Raw genomic sequence first — 22,194 nt, 5'->3', positions numbered from 1 at the left:
TCCTGCGACCCGCTGTGTTCATTAGCATCGGCGCACCGACCAATTCGCGGTTTCCGCAAGGAGGATCGAATCTCTGTGTCCGTCGCTCGACGTCCGCTGCTGACCGCCACGGCGGCCGGGGCGCTGCTCTTCGCCCTGTGGTTCGTCCCGTCCGCGAACGCGACCGACGAGGGTCGCGTCGTCTCCTCCGAGCAGGAGCGCGCGGCGAGCGGGACTCGGCTCGCGGAGACGGGCGGCCCGGACACGACGCCGTACGTGATCGGCGGGACGGGTTTCCTCGCGGTGGGGGCCGGGTTCGTGGCGCTGGCGATGAGACGCGGCGGCCGGGCGTACTGAGACGCGTGAAGAACGACGTGGGCGGCCGCCCCCTGCCCGGGGTGGCCGCCCACGTCGTGTCCGGGGGCGGGTCCGTCAGGCCAGCGGGCCGGTGACCGGCTCCACGGCGGCGACGAGCTTCCCCTCGCGTACGAAGGTGTCGGCCGCCGCCAGGTCCGGGGCGAGGAAGCGGTCCGGGCCCGGGCCCTCGACCCCCGCGGCGCGCAGGGCCTCGATGGCGGCCTGCGAGGCGGGGGCGGGGGTGAGACCGCGGCGCAGCTCGATGCCGCGGGTGGCGGCGTAGAGCTCGACGGCGATGATCCGGTTGAGGTTGCCGATCGCCGTGCGCAGCTTGCGGGCGGCGGACCAGCCCATGGAGACGTGGTCCTCCTGCATGGCGGAGGACGGGATGGAGTCGGCCGAGGCCGGGACGGCCAGCCGCTTCATCTCGCTGACCAGGGCGGCCTGGGTGTACTGGGCGATCATCAGGCCCGAGTCGACGCCGGCGTCGTCGGCGAGGAACGGCGGCAGGCCGTGGGACCGGTTCTTGTCGAGGAGCCGGTCGGTGCGGCGCTCGGCGATGGAGCCGAGGTCGGCGGCGGCGATGGCGAGGAAGTCGAGGACGTACGCCACGGGGGCGCCGTGGAAGTTGCCGTTGGAGCGGACCTGGCCGTCGGCGAGGATCACGGGGTTGTCGACGGCGGAGGCGAGCTCGCGCTCGGCGACGGTACGGGCGTGGGCCATGGTGTCGCGGCCGGCGCCGGCGACCTGCGGGGCGCAGCGCACGGAGTACGCGTCCTGGACGCGCGGGGCCTCCTCCTCCTGGAAGTGGCCGGTGAGCCCGGAACCCTTGAGCACGGCGAGCATGTTGGCGGCGGAGGCGCCCTGGCCCGGGTGGGGGCGGATCGCGTGCAGCTCGGGTTCGAGGACCTTCTCGGTGCCGAGCAGCGCTTCGAGGGAGAGGGCAGCGGTGATGTCCGCGGACTTGTAGAGCGTGTCGAGGTCGGCGAGGGCCATGATCAGCATGCCGAGCATGCCGTCGGTGCCGTTGAGAAGGGCGAGGCCCTCCTTCTCGCGCAGCTCGACGGGCTGGATCCCGGCGGCGGCCAGCAGCTCGCCCGCGGGCTTCACGGTGCCGTCGGGGCCCTCGGCGTCACCCTCGCCCATGAGGGCCAGGGCGCAGTGCGAGAGCGGAGCGAGGTCGCCGGAGCAGCCGAGGGAGCCGTACTCGTGGACGACCGGCGTGATGCCCGCGTTGAGGACGTCGGCCATGGTCTGGGCGACCTCCGGGCGGACGCCGGTGTGGCCGGAGGCGACGGTCTTGAGCCGGAGGAACATGAGCGCCCGCACGACCTCCCGCTCGACGCGCGGCCCCATGCCGGCGGCGTGCGAGCGGACGATGTTGCGCTGGAGCTGCGCCCGCAGCTCGGGGCTGATGTGCCGGGTGGCGAGGGCCCCGAACCCGGTCGAGACGCCGTACACGGGCTCGGGCTTGGCGGCGAGCGCGTCGACGACGGCACGGGAGTCGGCAAGCGCCTGCACGGCCTCGGGGGACAGCTCGATACGGGCGCCGTGGCGGGCGACGTCGATGACGTCCTGGAAGGTGGTTCCGGACGTGCCAAGGACGACTGAGTGCATATCCATATTCAGCACCCTACGGACTGAAGACCTCCATGTCACTAGCGGACGGCCCGGCGGTGTGCCGCCGCCGGGCGGAGCATGGTGGACGGGGTACCCCGCGGTCCTGCGGGGATCCTCCCTCAGCGCCTGCCGGCGCGGGCCCGCCGCAGCCACAGACCGGCCGCGGCGCCGGCGAGCGCGATCCCGGCCATCCCGGCCGTGGACCACCAGACCGTACGGTCACCACCGTCACCGGCCGCGTTCGAGGAGGCCGAGGACGGAGACGAGGACGGAGCCGCCGGGAGCGTCGCGGACGAAGGTGCGGCGGCGGACGGTGCCGGCGCGGAGGGGACCGGGGCGGCCCCGGACGTGGTGGGGGCGGGGGCGCCGGGCGGCACCGGGTCGACCACCGGAACGGCGATCTCCCCCTCACCGTGACCGAGCGAGGGGAACCCCACGTCGACGGTGACCTTCCAGGTACCGGGTGTGAGGGTCTCGGCAGTGCTCCAGCCGGTGCGCGTGCCGGGGTCGCGGACGAGTGTCCAGGGGCCCATGGAGCGGGATCCGTCGGGGCTGGTCGCGTTCACCGTGGCGGCGACCGCCTCGTCGACGGCGTCCCCGTCGTTCTCCCAGGTGATCTCGGTCGTGACGTGACCGTCCCGCTGGCCGGTCACCACCACCTTGACGGTGTCCCCGTGGGATCGGGCGACCCCGGGCATGGCCAGGGCCTGGGCGAAGAGCACGAGCAGGAAGCCGAGGCCCGTGAATCCACGGAAAGCGTGGCGTGTACGCATCGTTGGGGTGCTCCTGGTACGTGGGATGCGGTGAGGACGCGGTGCGGTGTGACGGTGCGGTGTGAACGCACCGCGGAGAACGGGTACGCCGGTGGACGGCCGGCACGCTTGCGGCCGTCCACCGACGCGGGATCAGGTGACCGGGGCTTGCAGCCCCGGTCCGACGGCCGGGGTCAGGAGACCTTCTGGACCGTCCACGCCTGGACGGCACGGCCGTCCGTGAGCTGGAGGTCGAGCAGCCAGCTCCCGTAGTACGCACGGTTGCTCACCGTCAGGGCGTAGGTGCCGCTCGGGTCGGTCACGGCGATCGCTCCGCCGCGGCTGGACAGCTTCCACTTCTGCGTGGAGGCGCCGCCGCAGGGCTGCTGGGCGACCCACATGCCCGCTGCGGGAGCGCCTCCCGTCTGCAGGCACTTTCCTGAGACCGCGGAGCGGAGCCGGACGAGCCCGGCGCCGGCGTCGTCGAACAGCCACTGCTGCTGGGCGTAGCCGTTGGCCCGGGCACCGACGAGCACCGTGCCGTCGGCGGAGCGTCCGCCCCACACCTCGGCGGCCATGCCCGTGCCCGCGTTGCCGAGCGTGTAGCGGGCGCCGGGGGTGGTCGTGCTGCCACCCGCGTCGGCCGTACGGAGGGAGGTCGCCCGTCCCGCCCCGCTGTCACGGCCGGACAGGTCGCGCACCGAGACGGCGACCTTGTACTCGGTGCCGGGCCGGAGGTTGTAGATGCGCAGCGACTGCGACTGGACCCAGGTCAGGTGACTGCCGTTCAGCAGGACCTGGTACCAGGCGGCACCGTCGACCTTGGGCCAGCTGACGACCGCGGCCGTGGACTGTACCTGGCTGACCGTCACCGCGGGCCCACCGGTGGGTTTCGTCGGCGTCGGAGTCGGCGTCGGGGTCGGAGTCGGTGTGGGCGTCGGGCTGGGGCCCGGGTCGGGAGAGGTACCGCCCCCCGCGCGCATCAGGAACTGGTTGTCGGCGATGTTCCAGTGCGTGGCCAGGTAGCTGCCGGCCTTGGGGTTCGTGTGGAAGTAGTCGTCGTGATTGCAGTCCAGGATGTTCTCGGCCGCCTGGTTGGAGCACACGTACCGCATCTTGGGGTAGTACGGGGAGTCCGTGTAGCACATGACGTCGTACTCGTCCGTGCAGTGCGCGCCGCGACTGGTGTTGGGGGCACTGTTGTTGACCGCGCCGAGGTTGTGGCCCAGTTCGTGCGCCGCGGTGTGACCGCCCCAGCAGCCGGCGTCGGTCCGTCCGTAGGAGGGGCCGAAGTTGCTCTGGTTGTTCTGGCCCGGTCGTTCGTCACCGGCGAACGTGCCTATGCCGCAGTAGACGTTGCTGTCCGCGAAGATCATGTACTTGCGGTCGCGCCGGTCGAGGCCCTTGCCGGCGAGCGCCCTGTTGGTCGCGCTGAACTCGGAGAGCGCGGACGACGGGAGCTCGATGTTGAGCACGGTCGGCGTGCAGTCCGCCGCCGTCACGTAGCGGATGTGCCGTACACCGCCGGTCTCCTTGGCGCTGGCCGAGTAGATGAGGTCGGCGTCGGCGGCCCATTTGCGGAACGAGGCGACGTACTCGGCGTACCGGTCGCGGTCGGGGCCGTGCACGTACACGACCTGCACCCGGTTGCCGGTGCTGCCGTCGCCCTCGCACTGGACGGTCTGACCCGAAGGGCCCGCGGCGACGGCCTGGCCGCCGGACGAGGCCGCCGGCTTCGGAGCGGCGGCGGCCCCGGATGTGGCGCTGCCCGCATCGGCGGCAACCACGTCCTGGGGGCGCCCGCCGCCCTCCGCGGGCGCTGCGTTCCCCGGTGCGGGCTTCGCCGGGTCGACCGCGGGGGCCTTGGTGGTGACGGCGGGAGCCACGTCCGCCTTGATGTTCACGCCCTTGGGCGGGGCGTCGGGCCCGTGGGTGCACAGCCCCGCCTCGGTGCGGTAGGTGCCTGTGCAGCGGTCACCCTTGGCAGCCGCCTGGAGACCGTCGTAGACCATGCCGCGAGCGGCGTCGTTGACGGGCTTGTCGGCGATGGGCTCCGGCTCCTCGTCCCTGGCGGGGACGGCGGCCGGCGCGAGGGCGTCCGTCAGGGATCCGGCCCGCGCCGGTGTTCCTGCCTGCCCGGGCGTTCCCGCCTGGGCACCGTCCCCCATGCCGGAGTAGGCGATGCCTCCCGCGATCACCGCCGCCGCTGCCAGGGCGGCGGTGGCGAGCGCCAACCCCCTTGGTCTGCGCCGGCGTTCGCGCTTCTTGCGATGTCTAGTCATGCGCACCTCAAATCCTTGGTCGGAGGAGTGGGTGCGCGGAAGCCTGCCAGACCGCCGGCGCGGAGAATTCGGGCAAACGGGAATGGTCGCCGAGATACCTGACCGTTACCTCGGCATTCGATTTGATGAACAGTCAATTACCGCATGAACGAAGGGAGTTACGCGCGTAGGTCTCGGTTGGTCCAGGCCTTTTCGGTCATCTCGTTATTGAATCGAGATATACGGAGTTGGCTTATTGACAGCGAATCAGTAAAAGATTCACCTACTTACTACCTGCCGAATTCCCCCCGTCACGAACCGTGAGGAATTCTTCGCTCGCGCGGGGAGCCGGCACACAACTGCCCCGGCACGAGAGGCGCTTCGGCGGGGCTACACGGGCGGCGCGTCGCGGAAGCGCCTGCGGTCGCGCGCCCCGGGAGGGGCGTCGGCGAGGCGGATGACCGTGCCGTCGCGGCCCGCCACCACCGGCTTCACCGAGCGGGCCGCCTTGGCCTGGTACTGGGCCGCGTCGGCCAGCCGGAAGAGGCGGCGGGCGGACTTGACCGGCCCGATGGGGTCGCCCGTGGAGGCGACCCCGCAGGCGACACCCTCGCCCAGCTCCAGTTCGCCCGCGCGGACGCAGAGTTCGTCCGCGACGGCCACCACCTCGTCCGACGTCGGGCCGACCGAGAGCAGACAGAACTCGTCGCCGCCGAGGCGCGCCGAGAGGGCGCCGGGGAGCATCGCCCCGCACCGGGAGAGCACCGACCCGAACCGCTCCAGGAGCCGGTCGCCGACCGCGTGCCCGTGGGTGTCGTTGACGCGCTTCAGGCCGTTCAGGTCGCAGACCACCAGGCTCACCACGGAGCCGTCCGTCCGGTAGCGCTCGACCGCCTCGTCGAGCCGGGTGTCGACCGCGCGACGGTTGGCGAGGCCGGTCAGCGGGTCGGTGAAGGCCAGCTTCCGCACCTCTTCCAGGCGCTCCGACTGGGCGATGCCCGCCGCGACCACCGCCGCGAGCACCGCCGCGAAGTCGGCGTCGTCACGGCCGAAGACCGGCACCCCGGCCGGGCGGGCCACGTACAGCTCACCCCAGGCCCGTCCGTGCAGCACGACCGGCGCGACCACGCAGCAGCCGCGCCCGCGCCTGCGCAGTCCGGTGACACGGCCGGTCGGGAGGCGGTCGCCCGCGGTCTCCACCCAGGCGTCCGGCTCACCACCGCCCGCCCACCGCGCGTGCAGGAACTCGGTGATCTCGGGGAACTGGTGCACGGGATACGTCTCCGCGTCGGGGAACTCCTCCTCCCCCACCGCCCGCTCTCCGGCGTTCACCAGCACCTTCAGCCGGCCGTGGTCACGCTCCCAGACCGACAGGGCGGCGAAGCTCCCGCCGAGCGCGTCGCGGGCGCCCAGCGCCGCGGCCCGCCAGAACTCGCGCGGGGTGTGCGCCGCCGCCATCGCCTGCGCCAGCGCCACTACGGCCCGCAGCCGAACGTCCTCTCCCATTCCTCCAGCTTAGGGACGTTTCGTCCGTTTTTACGTGTGGAGCATCACGGAAAGTGACAATCCGGGCGGAATCCGAGAGATTCTCAGACGCCCGGCCACTGCGGCTTCCGCTTCTCGTTGAACGCCGCCACACCCTCGGCCCGGTCCCCCGAGAAGGCCACCGCCCGCCACGCCGCGTCCTCGACCTCCATGCCGGCCTTCAGGTCCAGACCCTGGCCGAGCCGGAGCGCGCGCTTGGAGGCGCGCAGGCCGACCGGGGAGTTCGCCGCCATCCGGCCGCCGAGCTCCAGCGCCGCCGTACGGGCGTCCTCCGCCAGCAGGTCGACGAGGCCCAGCTCGCGCGCCTCCGCCGCCTCCACCCGCCGCGCCGTGAAGATCAGCTCGGCCGCCCGCGCCGCGCCCACCCGGCGCGGGAGCAGCTGCGTACCGCCACCGCCCGGGATCACGCCCACCGACACCTCCGGGAGCCCGACGACGGCCGTCGCGTCGGCCACGATCACGTCGCAGGCGAGCGCCAGCTCGTAGCCGCCGCCCAGCGCGAAACCGTGGACCGCGGCGACGGTCGGCATCGGCAGGTCGAGCACGCCCCCGTAGGCGCCGCGCGAGACGGGTCGCTGACGGACCATGTCGGCGTCCGTGAAGGAGTTCCGCTCCTTGAGGTCGGCGCCGACGCAGAAGGCCTTGTCGTTGGAGGACGTCAGCACCGTCACCCGTACCGTGTCGTCCGCGCCGAGCGCCGCGCAGGCAGCGCTGATCGAGCGCGCCATCTCCAGGGAGACCGCGTTCATCGCCTTGGGCCGGTCGAGGACCAGCTCGGCGACGTGCTCGTGCCTCCGGACCGCGACGAACTCACCAAAACGCTGCTCGGACTGCTCGGACATGACCGCACCCTCCCGGTTAACGCCTGTTAACGACTGTGACCGGATCCTAGGTGGGGCGACGGGTCAGGTGCCAGGGCTCCACGACGCCGAGACCGCGCACGGGCCGCTGCCACATCGGCTGGAGCGCGAAGCGGTACGTCGGAGGCTGCTCGCCCTCCTTCTCGGCACGGGCGGTCTCCTCGGCGGCCTGCGTCTCGGAGACGGGCGCGTCGCCGGTCCTGGTCAGCTCCTCGGCGAGCGCCCCGTCGACCAGGACGGTGTCCTTGGGCGCTATCGAGGTGAGCCGGCTCGCCAGGTTCACCGTCGTACCGAAGACGTCGCCCATCCGGGTCGTCACCGTGCCGAAGGCGATGCCGACGCGCAGGGCGGGCATCGTCTCGTCGTGACTGAGCGTCTCGATCAGCCGCAGCGCGATCTCGGCGGCGGTGCCGGCGTCGTCGGCGGCGTAGAGCACCTCGTCACCGAGGGTCTTGATCAGGCGGCCGCCGTGGGCGGCGACGAGGTCGGCGCAGGTGGTCTCGAAGGCCTCGACGAGCTCGCCGAGCTCCTCCTCCTCCAGGCGGCGGGTCAGCCGGGTGAACCCGACGAGGTCGGCGAAGCCGACGGCGAGCCGGCGGTCGACCATCTCCTCGTCGTCCGCGGCCTGCACGACGCGGCCGGTGGCGGCGGCGAGCTGGCGGCGCCAGACGTAGATCAGGAACTCCTCCAGCTCGGGCAGGAGCAGCTCGACCAGGGGGTACGTGACCTCGGTACGGGTCATTCCGGGCTCGGGCGGCTCGGTGAGGCCCTCCAGGAACGAGTCGATCTGCCACTCGGCGAGCCGGGCGGTGGTCTGTCCGGTGGACCGGGCGACCTGGACGGCCATCGGCTCGCTGAGCAGTCCGGCCTCGACGAGACCGGCGAGGCGGCGCAGGGCGAGGACGTCGGCCTCGGTGAGCGCCTTGGCCTGACCGATGTCGGCGAAGCCCATGGCGCGCCAGAAGCGGGAGGCCAGCTCCATGGAGACGCCGGCGGTGCGGGCGGCCTGGAAGGGGGTGTAGCGGCGGTCCGCGCCGAGGATGAGCTGTTCGAGGCGGATCGCGAGCGGATCGTCGGTCGGCTCCGCCGTATGGTCGACATGGTGGTGCGGGGTGGGGTACGCCGGTGGCTCGGCCTCGCCGCCGTTGTGCGCGTCGTCGACGGTCACCGGCCGCCTCCTGCCCGTTCCCTGCCCACTGCCCTGCCGATCTGTCGCCATGGATCGCGCTCCACGATACGACAGGTGTGTGCCAGCTCACGCCCTCGGCGTACATCCGGCGTGGGCATTCGCCCCGCCGGGCCCGGGGTCCTCCCGGACCCGGCGGAACAGATGCCCACGACCCGGGGCCTCGGGGTGCCGCGGCCTCGCGTCAGGAGGTCGCCCGCACGTGGACGATGTCGCCCGCCGCGACCGCCTCCGTGCCGCCGCCCTCCGTCTCCACGACCAGGCGCCCGTCGCCGTCCAGGGCCACCGCCTCGCCCTCCAGCATCCGCTCGCCCGGGAGGTCGGCCCTGACGTGGCGGCCCAGGGTCGAGCAGCCCGTCGTGTACGCCGCCTGGAGCCCGGACGCCTCGGGGTCGCCGTCCGCCCGCACCCACTCGCCGTACCAGTGCTCCAGCGACCGCAGGACGGCCCGCAGCAGCGTGTCCCGGTCCGTCGAGATCGCGTCCGCCAGGAGCAGAGAGCCCGCGCCGGGCACCGGCAGCTCCTCCTCCTTGAGCGTCACGTTGACGCCGACGCCGACGACGATGCCGTCCTCGCCCGCCCGCTCGGCGAGGATCCCGCCGGTCTTCCGTTCCTCGCCCCCGACCGAAACCAGCAGGTCGTTCGGCCACTTGAGGGAAAGGTCGACGCCGGCGGCCTTCGCGAGCCCGGTCGACGCGGCGACGCCGGCGAGCAGCGGGAGCCAGCCCCAGCGGTGCACCGGCACGTCCGGCTTGAACAGGACGGAGAAGAAGAGCCCGGCCCGGGGCGGCGACACCCAGTCCCGGTCGAGGCGGCCACGTCCCGAGGTCTGCTCCTCGGCGACGAGCACCGCGCCCTCGGGCAGCTCGTCCGCGCGCGCGGCCAGGTCGGTGTTGGTGGAGCCGGTCGTGGTGACGAGGTCGAGCGAGGTCCACAGACCGTCGGAGTGGACGAGCGCGCGGCGCAGGGCGGCGGCGTTGAGCGGGGGCCGGTCCAGGTCGGACCACCGCGCTCCTGAGGCATCGGAGGACGTCATGCAAGCCAGACTAGGTGTGGCAAAGACCGCAGTGCCGAACCGTATCGGCGTCGATACCCTACGGATCAGTAGCCGGGCAGTAGCCCATTCGTACCCAACGAACCCCCGTGACCAGGCAGGGAGCCGCATCCCGATGTCCGAGTCGGTAGAGCCGCAAGAAATCGACATTCACACGACCGCGGGCAAGATCGCGGATCTGCAGCGCCGTATTGACGAGGCGACCCACGCCGGCTCCGAACGGGCGGTGGAGAAGCAGCACGCGAAGGGCAAGCTGACCGCGCGCGAGCGGATCGCGCTCCTGCTCGACGAGGGCTCGTTCGTCGAGCTCGACGAGCTGGCCCGGCACCGGTCGACCAACTTCGGCCTGGAGAAGACCCGGCCCTACGGCGACGGCGTGGTCACCGGCTACGGCACCGTCGACGGGCGCCCGGTAGCCGTGTTCTCGCAGGACTTCACGGTCTTCGGCGGCGCGCTCGGCGAGGTCTTCGGCCAGAAGATCATGAAGGTGATGGACTTCGCGCTGAAGATCGGCTGCCCGGTGGTCGGGATCAACGACTCGGGCGGCGCGCGGATCCAGGAGGGCGTCATGGCCCTCGGCATGTACGGCGAGATCTTCCGCCGCAACACCCATGCCTCCGGTGTGATCCCGCAGATCAGCCTGGTCGTCGGCCCGTGCGCGGGCGGCGCGGTCTACTCCCCCGCGATCACCGACTTCACCGTCATGGTCGACCAGACCTCGCACATGTTCATCACCGGACCCGACGTCATCAAGACGGTCACCGGCGAGGACGTCGGCTTCGAGGAGCTGGGCGGCGCCCGCACGCACAACACCACCTCCGGTGTCGCGCACCACATGGCGGGCGACGAGAAGGACGCGATCGAGTACGTCAAGTCCCTGCTGTCGTACCTCCCTTCGAACAACCTGTCGGAGCCGCCGGCCTTCCCGGAGGTCGCCGACACGGAGCCCTCGGACGAGGACCGCGAGCTGGACGTCCTGATCCCGGACTCCGCCAACCAGCCGTACGACATGCACACCGTCATCGAACACATCGTCGACGACGGCGAGTTCCTGGAGACCCAGGCCCTGTTCGCGCCGAACATCCTGACCGGCTTCGGCCGCGTCGAGGGCTTCCCGGTCGGCATCGTCGCCAACCAGCCGATGCAGTTCGCCGGCTGCCTGGACATCGACGCGAGCGAGAAGGCGGCGCGCTTCGTCCGCACCTGCGACGCCTTCAACATCCCGGTCCTCACCTTCGTCGACGTGCCGGGCTTCCTGCCCGGTGTCGACCAGGAGTACGGCGGCATCATCCGCCGGGGCGCCAAGCTGATCTACGCGTACGCCGAGGCGACGGTCCCGCTGATCACCGTCATCACCCGCAAGGCCTTCGGCGGCGCGTACGACGTCATGGGCTCCAAGCACCTGGGCGCCGACCTGAACCTGGCATGGCCCACCGCACAGATCGCGGTCATGGGCGCGCAGGGCGCGGTGAACATCCTGCACCGCAGGACCATCGAGGCGGCAAAGGACGCAGACGAGGCAGCGGCCGAGCGGGCGCGGCTGATCCAGGAGTACGAGGACACGCTGCTCAACCCGTACACGGCGGCCGAGCGCGGCTACATCGACGGGGTCATCATGCCGTCGGACACCCGCCCGCAGATCGTGAAGGCGCTGCGTCAGCTCCGTACCAAGCGGGAATCCCTGCCCCCGAAGAAGCACGGCAACATCCCCCTCTAGGCCTCTGGGAGTCGACATGATCAAGGTCGTACGAGGTAACCCGACCCCGGAGGAGCTGGCCGCCGCACTGGCGGTGGTCCAGGCCCGGGCCGCGGCGACCGCGGCGGCGTCCGCGGACGGCGGCGGCCCGGTGGCCCCGGAGGGCTGGTCGGACCCGGCCCGTATCGCCCGTTCGGTACGCCCCCGGCCCGGACCGCGCTCCTGGGCGCGGTCCTACTGGCCCGCGTAGCGAGACCTGTACGCCGAAGGCCGGACCCCTTGTGCGGGGGGTCCGGCCTTTCGCGTACCCGCGGCGCGTCGGGAAGGTCACGATCGGCGCAGGAAGAGTCCGGCGAGGACCGCGCCCGCGAGCACGATCGCGGCGTTGACGAGGACCGCGAGGCCGATGCCGTCGAGGACCGTGGTGGAGGTGAGCACGACGGCGCTCATGATCGGCGTGCCCATGGTGATGCCGATCTGCTGGGTCATGGTGGCGAGGCCGGTGGCCATGCCCTGCTCGGAGTCGGGCAGCCCCGAGGTGGCGGTGACCATGAAGCCCACGATGGCGAGCATGTTGCCGACACCGCCCGCGAACGTGGCCGCGAGCAGCAGCCAGAGCCAGCCCCGGTCGTCGCCGAGGGCGTAGAGGGAGACCGTGGCGGCCGCCTGGAGGAGCCCGCCGGCGACGAGCGCGGCGCGGGATCCGTACCGGCCGATGAAGCGCGAGGCGAGCACTCCGCCGAGGACCGTGCCCGCGCCGAGCACACCGAACGACAGACCGGCGGCGAGCGGCGAGAAGCCGAGGACGTCCTGGAGGTAGAGCGTCATCAGGAAGACCAGCGAGGTCTCGGTGACGAAGGCGACGAGCCCGGCGAGGTTGCCCCAGACGACGGTGCGGCGGGTGAGGATCCGTACGGGGACGAGGGGCGAGGCGGCGCGCCGCTCCACGAACCAGAAGGCGACGAGGAGGGCGACGCCGACGGGGAGCGCCAGGGGCTCGGTCGTGAGGCCGTAGACGAGGGCGAGCAGACCGCCGGTGACCGTGATCGCGCCCGGGACGTCGAGGCGGGGACGGACCTCGGGACGGCTCTCCTTGAGCACGGCGGGGGCGACGAGGAGGACGGCGAGGGCGACGGGCACGTTGATGAAGAACGCCCAGCGCCAGGAGAGCAGATCGGTCAGGACGCCGCCGAGGATCGCCCCGGTGGTGAAGCCGGCCGACATCAGCGCGCCGTTGAGCCCGAGCGCCTTGGCCCGCAGGGGACCCTCCGGGAACGAGGCGGTGAGCAGGGAGAGCCCGGCGGGGGTGACGGCGGCGGTGGCGAGGCCCTGGGCGACGCGCGCGGCCATCAGGACGGCCGGGTCGGTGGCGAGGCCGCCGGCGAGGGAGGAGAGCCCGAGGAGCACCATCCCCGCGAGGAAGAGGCGGCGGCGGCCGACGAGGTCCGCGACGCGCCCGAAGAGAAGGGTGAATCCGGCCGCGGCGAGGGCGAAGGCGGTGGCGATCCACTGGAGCCCGGCCAGGGAGAAGCCGAGTCCTTCGCCCATGACGGGCAGGGCGACGTTCAGGATCGAGAAGTCGACGGCCAGCATGAACTGGGCGACGAGGAGGACGAGGAGGACGAGCCGCATCCGTCCGTCCATACGGGCGACGGGCGGGGTGTCGGCCTGAGGCCGGACATCGGTGGCAACCACGAGCGGACCCCTTAATGGGCTTCTGGTTCCGTTAGGATGTCCCGAACCGTAGCAGACTCGAAGGCGTTAATGGAACAGGAGACCCGTTTGAGCGAGAGCCAGCCGGCCGTGCCCGGCACCGTGCGTCCCGGGGGCCGTACCGCGAAGGTGCGCCGGGCCGTCCTCGAAGCGACCGAGGACGCCCTGGCCGCCACGGGCTTCCACGGGCTGAACATGGACCACGTCGCCGCGAGCGCCGGCGTCGGCAAGACGACCGTCTACCGGCGCTGGGGCTCCCCCGTCGGCCTCGTCGCCGACCTGCTGCGCGACATGGCGGAGCAGTCCCTGCCGGCCTCCGACACCGGAAGCCTGGCCGGGGACCTGCGGGCCAACGCCGCACTCGTCACCAGGACCCTCACCGACCCCCGGATGGGCGGCGTCTTCCGCGCGGTCATCGCGGCCGCCGCCTGCGACGAGGAGTGCGCCGAGGCGCTGCACGGCTTCTACCGGGCCCGGCTGGAGGAGTGGGCCCCGGTGGTCAAGCGGGGCGCGTCGCGCGGCGAGGTCCCGCCGGAGACGGACCCGCTGGAGCTGCTGCGCGCGGTCTCGGCCCCGCTCTACTACCGCTTCATGATCAGCCGCGAGCCGCTGGGCCCCGACGACGCCGAGCGGGCGGTCCGCGCGGCGCTGACGGCGGCGGACGCGGGGGTGTTCACCACCACGTGACTAGTTCGTCGGCACGGGTTCGCCTGAGTACGGGTACTCAGGCGGCCCGGCCCTCGCGCGAGCAGGATCGGAGGCATGCTGTGGTCCGACCCGGAGAACGAGCCGCCGAAGGAGATGCGCGACATGCAGGCGATGCTGCGTCGCGCGTCGATCCTGCTGGCCCTGGCGATGGTGGTGGCGATGTTCGTGGTCAACGTCCACTGACGACCGGTCACGGGCCGTACGGGGCCGACGGACGCCGGGAGGGGCGACGAGCGCCGGGAGGGCCGACGGACGCCGGAAAGCCCGACGGATGCCGGGGCCGACGGGGCGCCCTGGGGCGTCCGTACTGGCTACGCTTCGCCCATGACTGCTGATCGCCGCCGTGTCGTGCTCGCCTCCGCCTCCCCCGCCCGGCTAGGACTGCTGCGGCAGGCCGGACTCGCCCCCGAGGTCATCGTGAGCGGCGTCGACGAGGACAAGGTGCACGCCCCGACCCCCGCCGAACTCGCCCTCGCGCTCGCCGAGGCCAAGGCCGCCCACGTGGCCGCCCGCCCCGAGGTCTTCGGCGCGCTCGTCATCGGCTGCGACTCGGTCCTGGAGCTCGACGGCAAGGCCCTCGGCAAGCCCGCCGACGCCGAGGAGGCCACCGCCCGCTGGAAGGCCATGCGGGGCCGCGTGGGCATCCTCCAGACGGGTCACTGCGTGTACGACACGGCCGCCAAGCGCTACGAGTCGGCGACCGCCTCCACCGTGGTCCGCTTCGGCGAGCCCACCGACGCCGAGGTCGCCGCGTACGTGGCGAGCGGCGAACCGCTGCACGTGGCCGGCGCGTTCACCCTCGACGGCCGCTCGGCGCCGTTCATCGACGGCATCGACGGCGACCCGGGCAATGTGATCGGCCTCTCCCTGCCCCTGCTGCGCAAGCTGCTCGGCAAGCTCGGGGTCTCCATCACCGACCTCTGGCACTGAGCGCCGAGGGCGCTACGCGGGTGCCGGCTCCCCCTCGGGGGCGTCGGCACCCTTCCCGTACGCCACCAGGGTCAGCACGACCAGTCCGAGCACGACGGTCATGAACGCGAAGGCACCCCACCCGATCAGACCGACCGTCACCGCGCCGAGCAGCCCGTGCACCACGGCGCAGCCGATGAGCAGGGCCCGGCCGGCGCGCCCGGGGCGCTTGTCGCGGACGCCGGCGAGCAGCGCGACGGTGGCGCAGAGGGCGAGCAACACGCCCGAGACGATCCCGAGCACCCAGGTGCCGGTGACCATCGCGTCCGGGTCGAGGCCGTCCAGGGACATCGACTGCGCTTCGACGAACCGTGCCATGACGGCGTTGAGCGCGACGATGGCCGGTGCCTCCAGGAACAGCACCCCCGCCGTCACGAGCGCTATCGGTCTGCGGGCCACTCCGGCCACCCCCTGTATACGGCTGTTACCGACAGTACGTACGACTGCGCAAAGGCTACTGCCGGGTAAACCCGTGGACAAGGGCCGGCGACGGACGAAGCCGCCGCAAAGAATCATTGAGCCATTCGTAGGGACTCCACAAAGAATCCGTATCAGCGACTGATCGCTTGAACAGAGACCTGTGCCACACAGGCGAGCTACTGTGCCGTAGAGGAACCCTGCGTACCGTGGTGCGACAAGGGATTTCACGAGCCCGAACGCCTCGTATCACGCTCCGTGTGGGCAAGCTCACCACTGGGGACGGGTCGAAAAGACGTGTCGGCAGTCCCTAAACTCAGCTTGTTTTCAAGGAGGGAGCCATCGTGCGCAAGGTGCTCATCGCCAACCGTGGCGAAATCGCTGTCCGCGTCGCCCGGGCGTGCCGGGATGCGGGGATCGCGAGCGTAGCCGTCTACGCCGAGCCGGACCGGGACGCGCTGCACGTCCGCGCGGCCGACGAGGCGTTCGCCCTGGGCGGTGACACCCCGGCCGCCAGCTATCTGGACATGGCCAAGGTGCTCCAGGCCGCGAAGGACTCCGGCGCGGACGCCATCCACCCCGGGTACGGCTTCCTCTCCGAGAACGCCGACTTCGCCCAGGCCGTCCTCGACGCCGGCCTGACCTGGATCGGCCCGCCGCCGCAGGCGATCCGCGACCTCGGCGACAAGGTCGCCGCCCGCCACATCGCGCAGCGCGCCGGTGCGCCCCTGGTCGCCGGCACCCCGGACCCGGTCTCTGGCGCCGACGAGGTCGTCGCCTTCGCCGAGGAGCACGGCCTGCCGATCGCGATCAAGGCCGCCTTCGGTGGTGGCGGCCGCGGTCTGAAGGTCGCCCGCACCCTCGAAGAGGTGCCGGAGCTGTACGACTCCGCCGTCCGCGAGGCCGTCGCCGCGTTCGGCCGTGGCGAGTGCTTCGTCGAGCGCTACCTCGACAAGCCCCGCCACGTCGAGACCCAGTGCCTGGCCGACTCCCACGGCAACGTGGTCGTCGTCTCCACCCGTGACTGCTCGCTGCAGCGCCGCCACCAGAAGCTGGTGGAGGAGGCCCCGGCGCCGTTCCTCTCCGAGGAGCAGAACGCGCAGCTCTACAGCGCGTCGAAGGCGATCCTGAAGGAGGCCGGCTACGTCGGCGCCGGTACGGTCGAGTTCCTCGTCGGCCTCGACGGCACGATCTCCTTCCTGGAGGTCAACACCCGCCTCCAGGTCGAGCACCCGGTCACCGAAGAGGTCACCGGCATCGACCTCGTGCGCGAGATGTTCCGCATCGCCGACGGCGAGGAGCTGGGCTACGACGACCCGGCCATAAGGGGTCACTCGTTCGAGTTCCGCATCAACGGCGAGGACCCGGGCCGCAACTTCCTCCCCGCGCCCGGCACGGTCACCACGTTCAACCCGCCGACCGGCCCCGGTGTCCGCCTGGACGCCGGCGTCGAGTCCGGCTCGGTCATCGGCCCCGCCTGGGACTCGCTCCTGGCCAAGCTGATCGTCACCGGCGCGACCCGCGAGCAGGCGCTCCAGCGCGCCGCCCGCGCGCTCGCGGAGTTCAAGGTCGACGGCATGGCCACCGCCATCCCGTTCCACCAGGCCGTCGTGGTCGACCCGGCGTTCACCGCGGACCCGTTCCGGGTCCACACCCGGTGGATCGAGACCGAGTTCGACAACCAGATCAAGCCCTTCGCCCCGGCCGGTGCCGAGGCCGACGAGGACGAGTCCGGCCGCGAGACCATCGTCGTCGAGGTCGGCGGCAAGCGCCTGGAGGTCTCCCTCCCGTCCTCGCTCGGCATGTCCCTGGCCCGTACGGGTCTGGCCGCAGGCGCCAAGCCGAAGCGCCGCGCCGCGAAGAAGTCCGGCCCGACGGCCTCCGGCGACACCCTCGCCTCCCCGATGCAGGGAACGATCGTGAAGGTGGCGGTCGAGGAGGGCCAGGAGGTCAAGGAGGGCGATCTGATCGTCGTCCTGGAGGCCATGAAGATGGAGCAGCCGCTCAACGCGCACCGCTCCGGCACGATCAAGGGCCTGTCGGCCGAGGTCGGCGCCTCGGTGACGTCCGGCGCGGCGATCTGCGAGATCAAGGACTGATCACCGCACCGGTGGCAGATCCTGGACACAGGTACGGTACGGAGGGCTCGCAGGCACACCGCCTGCGGGCCCTTCGCCCGTATCCGGAGGGAGGACCATGCGTGCCGACGCACGCCGCAACCACGAGCGGCTGCTGACCGAGGCCCGCGCCGTCTTCGCCGAACACGGCACGGACGCCTCGCTGGAGGACGTCGCCCGTCGTGCGGGCCTCGGCATCGGGACGCTCTACCGGCACTTCCCCACCCGCGAGGCGCTGATCAACTCCGTGTTCCAGGAAGCCCTGACGGCGCTGCTCCAGCGGGGCCGGGAGCTGGCGGAGGCGGAGGAGCCGTGCCCGGCGCTCGTGGAGTGGCTGCGCTCCCTGATCGCTCATGCGGGTGAGTACCGCGGACTCTCGCGGGCGCTGATGACGGCCATGTCGGGCTCGCGGGACGCACGTTCGGCGCTCGCACAGTGCGGCGTACCGCTGCGCGCGGCGGGCGAGACCCTGCTGTCACGGGCCCAGGAGGCCGGCACGGTACGGGACGACGTGTCGATCGGCGATCTGATGCAGCTCACCAACGCGATCGCCCTGGCCGCCGAGGAGTCCCCGGAGGACGAGGAGTTGGCCGACCGCCTGCTCGCCCTGACCCTGCGGGGCCTGAAGCGCTGAACCGGGAGGACGGGCCTCCCACCCGGGCCCCCTGGGGGAGGGGCCACCGGATCGCGTCTCAGCGCCTGCGCATGTCGGCCACCCGCGCCGCGCGCTCGGGAGCCAGCACCTCACTCGTCAACGCTCCGCCTGCGCTGCGGAGTTGAGCGCCCGGGTGGCGACCCCGCTGCCCCGGGAGGGGGACGTCGCGGCGGGGGCGTCCGGGCGGGGGGACCGCGTCACCGCCCACACCGGTGCCCGCCACGGCGATCTGGACGCCCTGGTCGGCCAGCGCCTGGAGCTCCGTCGCGGCCCGGTCGTCGTGCGCCGGGGGCTCGTCGGTGACCAGCCGGGTGATCACGTCCGTCGGCACCGTCTGGAACATGGTGTCGGTGCCGAGCTTGGTGTGATCGGCCAGGACCACGACCTCCGCGGCCGCCTGCACCAGCGCCCGGTCCACGCTCGCGGAGAGCATGTTGGACGTGGACAGACCGCGCTCGGCCGTCAGACCGCTGCCGGAGAGGAAGGCCCGGGAGACCCGCAGCCCCTGGAGGGACTGCTCGGCCCCGCTGCCCACCAGCGCGTAGTTGGAGCCGCGCAGCGTGCCGCCGGTCATGACGACCTCGACCCGGTTGGCATGGGCCAGCGCCTGGGCGACGAGCAGGGAGTTGGTGACCACCGTGAGGCCGGGCACGCGGGCGAGCCGGCGCGCCAGCTCCTGCGTGGTGGTCCCGGCGCCGACGACGATGGCCTCGCCCTCTTCGACGAGGCTCGCGGCGACATCGGCGATGGCCGTCTTCTCGGCGGTCGCGAGATGGGATTTCTGCGGGAAGCCGGACTCTCGCGTGAATCCGCCCGGCAGCACCGCACCGCCGTGCCGGCGGTCGAGGAGTCCTTCTGCCTCAAGCGCCCGCACGTCTCGCCGTACGGTCACTTCTGAGGTCTGGACGACGCGGGCGAGCTCCCGGAGCGACACGGCTCCGTTGGCGCGCACCATTTCAAGGATCAACTGACGACGTTCTGCAGCGAACACGAAACCGACAGTAACGTGACCGGCCGGAACTTTTCAGCACTATGCGCCGAATTGCAGAAGATGCGCACAGACGGGGCCTCCAAGTGGTATGGGAGGCCCCGCCGTTGATCGCTCCGTGCCCCGCCTTGCCGGGGGTTGTCCAGATCGCCCCAGGCGGGAGGGCTGATCAGCCCTCGCCCGTCGCCTTTCGGGTGTGCAACTGCCGTGCCACTTCCGCGATCGAGCCCGACAGGGAGGGGTACACCGTGAAAGCGTTTGCGATCTGTTCGACCGTCAGATTGTTGTCGACCGCGATCGAGATGGGATGGATCAGCTCGCTCGCCCGGGGGGCGACGACACAGCCGCCGACCACGATCCCAGTGCCCGGACGGCAGAAGATCTTGACGAAGCCGTCCCGGATTCCCTGCATCTTCGCGCGCGGGTTGCGCAGCAGCGGCAGCTTCACGACCCGGGCGTCGATCTTGCCCGCGTCCACGTCTGCCTGCGTGTAACCGACGGTGGCGATCTCCGGGTCGGTGAAGACGTTCGACGAGACCGTCTTCAGGTTCAGCGGGGTCACCGCGTCGCCGAGGAAGTGGTACATCGCGATCCGGCCCTGCATGGCCGCCACCGAGGCGAGGGCGAACACGCCGGTGACGTCACCGGCCGCGTAGACACCGGGGGCCGAGGTGCGGGAGACCTTGTCGGTCCAGATGTGCCCGGAGTCCTTCAGCCGGACCCCCGCCTCCTCCAGACCCATTCCGGCCGAGTTCGGGATGGCGCCGACGGCCATCAGGCAGTGGGTGCCCGAGATGACCCGGCCGTCGGACAGGGTGACCTCGACCCGGTCGCCGACGCGCTTGGCGGACTCGGCGCGCGAGCGGGCCATGACGTTCATGCCGCGGCGGCGGAAGACGTCCTCCAGGACGGCGGCGGCGTCCGGGTCCTCGCCGGGCAGCACGCGGTCGCGGGAGGAGACCAGGGTGACCCGCGAGCCCAGCGCCTGGTAGGCGCCGGCGAACTCGGCGCCGGTGACACCGGAGCCGACCACGATGAGCTCCTCGGGGAGCTCCTTGAGGTCGTAGACCTGGGTCCAGTTGAGGATCCGCTCGCCGTCGGGCTGGGCGTCCGGCACCTCGCGCGGGTGGCCGCCGGTCGCGATCAGCACGGCGTCGGCGGTCAGCGTCTCCTCGGAACCGTCGGCGGCGGTGACGATCACCTGGCGCGAGCCGTCCGTCGCCTGGCGGCCGGAGAGCCGGCCGCGTCCGCGCAGCACCCGGGCGCCGGCCCGGGTGACGGAGGCGGTGATGTCGTGGGACTGGGCGAGCGCGAGGCGCTTCACCCGGCGGTTGACCTTGCCGAGGTCGACGCCCACGACGCGGGCGGCCTGCTCCACGTGGGGGGTGTCGTCGGCGACGATGATGCCCAGCTCCTCGTAGGAGGAGTCGAAGGTGGTCATCACCTCGGCCGTCGCGATGAGCGTCTTGGAGGGGACGCAGTCGGTCAGGACGGACGCGCCGCCCAGGCCGTCGCAGTCGACGACCGTCACCTCCGCGCCGAGTTGGGCGCCCACCAGGGCAGCCTCGTATCCGCCGGGTCCGCCGCCGATGATCACGATCCGGGTCACTGGGATCTACGCCTCGCGCTCTCGTTCTGCCGGGGGGTCCCCCGCTGGGCTGCAGTGCGTACGCCATTGTCCCGCACGCTTCAAGTGCGTACCCCATTGTCCCGTACGCCGGCGGTGGTCTCTCCCCGGGGCCTCCGTACGGTCGCCGCCGCTGCCCCGGTCACCGGCTTCCACGGACACCCGCTCCCCTCCCGTACCCTCGACCCCATGTCGCTCTACGCCGCGTACGCCGGCAACCTCGACGCGCGGCTCATGACCCGCCGCGCCCCGCACTCCCCGCTGCGCGGCACCGGCTGGCTGAACGGCTGGCGGCTCACCTTCGGCGGCGAGCAGATGGGCTGGGAGGGGGCGCTGGCCACGATCGTCGAGGCCCCGCGGTCCCAGGTCTTCGTCGCGCTGTACGACATCGCCCCGATGGACGAGGAGTCGATGGACCGCTGGGAGGGCGTCGGCCTCGACATCTACCGGCGGATGCGGGTGCGCGTGCACACCCTGGACGGTGACGAGTCCGCCTGGGTCTACGTCCTGAACGCCTACGAGGGCGGGCTGCCCTCGGCCCGCTACCTGGGCGAGGTCGCCGACGCCGCGGAGTCCGCGGGCGCCCCCCACGACTACGTGATGGAGCTGCGCAAGCGGCCGTGCTGACACGTCGCCGGCGCGCCCCGGGCCCGGCCGGAAGGCCGGGGAGGCCCCGGACCCGGCCGCCGTTTGTCGGAAACGACAAGACAACGATCGCATGTCCGTCCGCACTGTCATCTACGCGCGTAGGAATTCTCGGGCTACGCTTCTGCGGGTACGAAATCCCGTCCGGGGCTCCCCTCGGACCCCCCTCCCCGAGGCGAGAGAGTCAGTGAACGCAACTGCCACCCCGTACGAGGCCGCCGAGGCCGCAGCCACGCGACTTCGCGAGCTGACCGGAATCGAGAACCACGACGTGGCGCTCGTCATGGGCTCCGGCTGGGCACCGGCCGTCGACGCGCTCGGCGCTCCGGAGGCCGAGTTCCCCGTGACCGAGCTGCCCGGCTTCCCGCCGCCGGCCGTCGAGGGACACGGCGGCAAGGTCCGCTCGTACAAGATCGGCGCCAAGCACGTCCTGGTCTTCCTGGGCCGCACCCACTTCTACGAGGGCCGGGGCGTCGCCTCCGTCGCCCACGGGGTGCGCACCGCCGTCGCCGCCGGCTGCAAGACCGTCGTCCTGACCAACGGCTGCGGCGGTCTGCGCGAGGGCATGCGCCCCGGCCAGCCGGTGCTGATCAGCGACCACATCAACCTGACGGCCGCCTCCCCGATCGTCGGCGCGAACTTCGTGGACCTCACCGACCTGTACTCGCCGCGGCTGCGCGCCCTGTGCAAGGAGGTCGACGAGACCCTCGAAGAGGGCGTCTACGTCCAGTTCCCCGGGCCGCACTACGAGACCCCGGCCGAGATCAACATGGTCCGCGTCATGGGCGGCGACCTGGTCGGCATGTCCACCGTCCTGGAGGCCATCGCGGCCCGCGAGGCGGGCGCCGAGGTCCTGGGCATCTCCCTCGTCACCAATCTGGCGGCGGGCCTCTCGGGTGAGCCGCTGAACCACGAAGAGGTCCTCCAGGCGGGCCGTGACTCGGCCGCCCGCATGGGCGAGCTCCTGACGCGGGTCCTCGACCGCATCTGACGACGCCGGGGCGGGGGCGGACGCGAGCGCGGGGGCGGGTGCCGCTGCGCGGGG

General features: G+C 72.0%; 21 protein-coding genes. 10 read left to right on the top strand and 11 right to left on the bottom strand.

The annotated features are described in order from the left end of the window. Positions 1-75 precede the first annotated feature (75 nt). On the top strand, positions 76-336 hold the full coding sequence (locus tag ACFVGW_RS26790; protein ID WP_383228837.1) for an LAETG motif-containing sortase-dependent surface protein: 261 nt from the start codon (positions 76-78) through the stop codon (positions 334-336). A 75-nt stretch (positions 337-411) separates the two neighbouring features. On the opposite strand, the gene hutH is transcribed toward ACFVGW_RS26790, so the two are convergent. The 7 genes from hutH to ACFVGW_RS26755 form a co-directional block, all read right to left on the bottom strand. Further along, positions 412-1,953, bottom strand: a complete 1,542-nt coding sequence (gene hutH, locus ACFVGW_RS26785; RefSeq protein WP_383228856.1) for a histidine ammonia-lyase — start codon at positions 1,951-1,953, stop codon at positions 412-414. Positions 1,954-2,075: 122 nt separating this feature from the next. Further along, positions 2,076-2,729, bottom strand: a complete 654-nt coding sequence (locus tag ACFVGW_RS26780; protein WP_385853735.1) for a hypothetical protein — start codon at positions 2,727-2,729, stop codon at positions 2,076-2,078. Positions 2,730-2,902: 173 nt separating this feature from the next. After that, positions 2,903-4,990, bottom strand: coding sequence for an RICIN domain-containing protein (locus ACFVGW_RS26775; RefSeq protein WP_385853734.1), 2,088 nt, complete (start codon positions 4,988-4,990; stop codon positions 2,903-2,905). Positions 4,991-5,359: 369 nt separating this feature from the next. Beyond that, positions 5,360-6,475 (bottom strand): diguanylate cyclase domain-containing protein, encoded by a 1,116-nt coding sequence (locus ACFVGW_RS26770; RefSeq protein ID WP_385853733.1) that lies wholly within the window; start codon positions 6,473-6,475, stop codon positions 5,360-5,362. Positions 6,476-6,558: 83 nt separating this feature from the next. After that, positions 6,559-7,356: an enoyl-CoA hydratase/isomerase family protein gene (locus ACFVGW_RS26765; protein WP_385853732.1), complete on the bottom strand. Its 798-nt coding sequence runs from the start codon at positions 7,354-7,356 to the stop codon at positions 6,559-6,561. Between the two features lie 46 nt (positions 7,357-7,402). Beyond that, the gene (locus ACFVGW_RS26760) at positions 7,403-8,542 is read right to left on the bottom strand and encodes an adenylate/guanylate cyclase domain-containing protein (protein WP_352190142.1); all 1,140 of its coding nucleotides are present in this window, start codon (positions 8,540-8,542) and stop codon (positions 7,403-7,405) included. A gap of 202 nt (positions 8,543-8,744) precedes the next feature. Then, positions 8,745-9,596: a biotin--[acetyl-CoA-carboxylase] ligase gene (locus ACFVGW_RS26755; RefSeq protein ID WP_383295908.1), complete on the bottom strand. Its 852-nt coding sequence runs from the start codon at positions 9,594-9,596 to the stop codon at positions 8,745-8,747. 133 nt (positions 9,597-9,729) lie between these two features. On the opposite strand from ACFVGW_RS26755, the gene ACFVGW_RS26750 reads away from it, so the two are divergent. After that, positions 9,730-11,331, top strand: coding sequence for an acyl-CoA carboxylase subunit beta (locus ACFVGW_RS26750; RefSeq protein WP_385853731.1), 1,602 nt, complete (start codon positions 9,730-9,732; stop codon positions 11,329-11,331). Between the two features lie 16 nt (positions 11,332-11,347). Continuing rightward, on the top strand, positions 11,348-11,560 hold the full coding sequence (locus ACFVGW_RS26745) for an acyl-CoA carboxylase epsilon subunit (RefSeq protein WP_352190145.1): 213 nt from the start codon (positions 11,348-11,350) through the stop codon (positions 11,558-11,560). Positions 11,561-11,637: 77 nt separating this feature from the next. Here ACFVGW_RS26745 and ACFVGW_RS26740 read toward each other — a convergent pair whose 3' ends face one another. Next, entirely contained in the window at positions 11,638-12,954 is a 1,317-nt protein-coding gene (locus ACFVGW_RS26740; RefSeq protein ID WP_385853837.1) for an MFS transporter, read from the bottom strand. A gap of 120 nt (positions 12,955-13,074) precedes the next feature. Here ACFVGW_RS26740 and ACFVGW_RS26735 point away from each other — a divergent pair, with 120 nt between their 5' ends. The 3 genes from ACFVGW_RS26735 to ACFVGW_RS26725 all read left to right on the top strand — a co-directional run bounded on the left by ACFVGW_RS26735 (position 13,075) and on the right by ACFVGW_RS26725 (position 14,661). Further along, a complete protein-coding gene (locus ACFVGW_RS26735) occupies positions 13,075-13,710 on the top strand; it encodes a TetR/AcrR family transcriptional regulator (RefSeq protein ID WP_383228829.1) in 636 nt (211 codons plus the stop codon). 75 nt (positions 13,711-13,785) lie between these two features. After that, on the top strand, positions 13,786-13,914 hold the full coding sequence (gene mmpB / locus ACFVGW_RS26730; protein ID WP_352190148.1) for a morphogenic membrane protein MmpB: 129 nt from the start codon (positions 13,786-13,788) through the stop codon (positions 13,912-13,914). A gap of 141 nt (positions 13,915-14,055) precedes the next feature. Further along, complete coding sequence (locus tag ACFVGW_RS26725) at positions 14,056-14,661, top strand: nucleoside triphosphate pyrophosphatase (RefSeq protein WP_383228828.1); 606 nt, start codon at positions 14,056-14,058, stop codon at positions 14,659-14,661. Positions 14,662-14,673: 12 nt separating this feature from the next. Here ACFVGW_RS26725 and ACFVGW_RS26720 read toward each other — a convergent pair whose 3' ends face one another. Beyond that, positions 14,674-15,108: a hypothetical protein gene (locus tag ACFVGW_RS26720; protein WP_385853730.1), complete on the bottom strand. Its 435-nt coding sequence runs from the start codon at positions 15,106-15,108 to the stop codon at positions 14,674-14,676. 353 nt (positions 15,109-15,461) lie between these two features. Between ACFVGW_RS26720 and ACFVGW_RS26715 the strand changes: the two genes are divergently transcribed. Together ACFVGW_RS26715 and ACFVGW_RS26710 are read left to right on the top strand one after the other, a co-directional pair. After that, a complete protein-coding gene (locus ACFVGW_RS26715; protein WP_385853729.1) occupies positions 15,462-17,216 on the top strand; it encodes an acetyl/propionyl/methylcrotonyl-CoA carboxylase subunit alpha in 1,755 nt (584 codons plus the stop codon). A gap of 97 nt (positions 17,217-17,313) precedes the next feature. Further along, positions 17,314-17,868, top strand: coding sequence for a TetR/AcrR family transcriptional regulator (locus ACFVGW_RS26710; RefSeq protein WP_385853728.1), 555 nt, complete (start codon positions 17,314-17,316; stop codon positions 17,866-17,868). A gap of 58 nt (positions 17,869-17,926) precedes the next feature. Here ACFVGW_RS26710 and ACFVGW_RS26705 read toward each other — a convergent pair whose 3' ends face one another. Then, positions 17,927-18,844 (bottom strand): DeoR/GlpR family DNA-binding transcription regulator, encoded by a 918-nt coding sequence (locus tag ACFVGW_RS26705; protein ID WP_383228855.1) that lies wholly within the window; start codon positions 18,842-18,844, stop codon positions 17,927-17,929. Between the two features lie 202 nt (positions 18,845-19,046). Then, positions 19,047-20,486, bottom strand: coding sequence for an NAD(P)H-quinone dehydrogenase (locus tag ACFVGW_RS26700; protein ID WP_383228825.1), 1,440 nt, complete (start codon positions 20,484-20,486; stop codon positions 19,047-19,049). Between the two features lie 207 nt (positions 20,487-20,693). Between ACFVGW_RS26700 and ACFVGW_RS26695 the strand changes: the two genes are divergently transcribed. Both ACFVGW_RS26695 and ACFVGW_RS26690 read left to right on the top strand, forming a co-directional pair. After that, positions 20,694-21,131 (top strand): gamma-glutamylcyclotransferase, encoded by a 438-nt coding sequence (locus tag ACFVGW_RS26695; protein ID WP_352190175.1) that lies wholly within the window; start codon positions 20,694-20,696, stop codon positions 21,129-21,131. 205 nt (positions 21,132-21,336) lie between these two features. Further along, positions 21,337-22,140, top strand: a complete 804-nt coding sequence (locus tag ACFVGW_RS26690) for a purine-nucleoside phosphorylase (protein ID WP_352190155.1) — start codon at positions 21,337-21,339, stop codon at positions 22,138-22,140. Positions 22,141-22,194: the final 54 nt, after the last annotated feature.

This window comes from Streptomyces sp. NPDC127129 (assembly GCF_042671585.1).
Taxonomy (GTDB): domain Bacteria; phylum Actinomycetota; class Actinomycetes; order Streptomycetales; family Streptomycetaceae; genus Streptomyces.
Note: the sequence above shows the minus strand (reverse complement) of the source record. Positions and strands in the feature narration are given on the sequence as shown.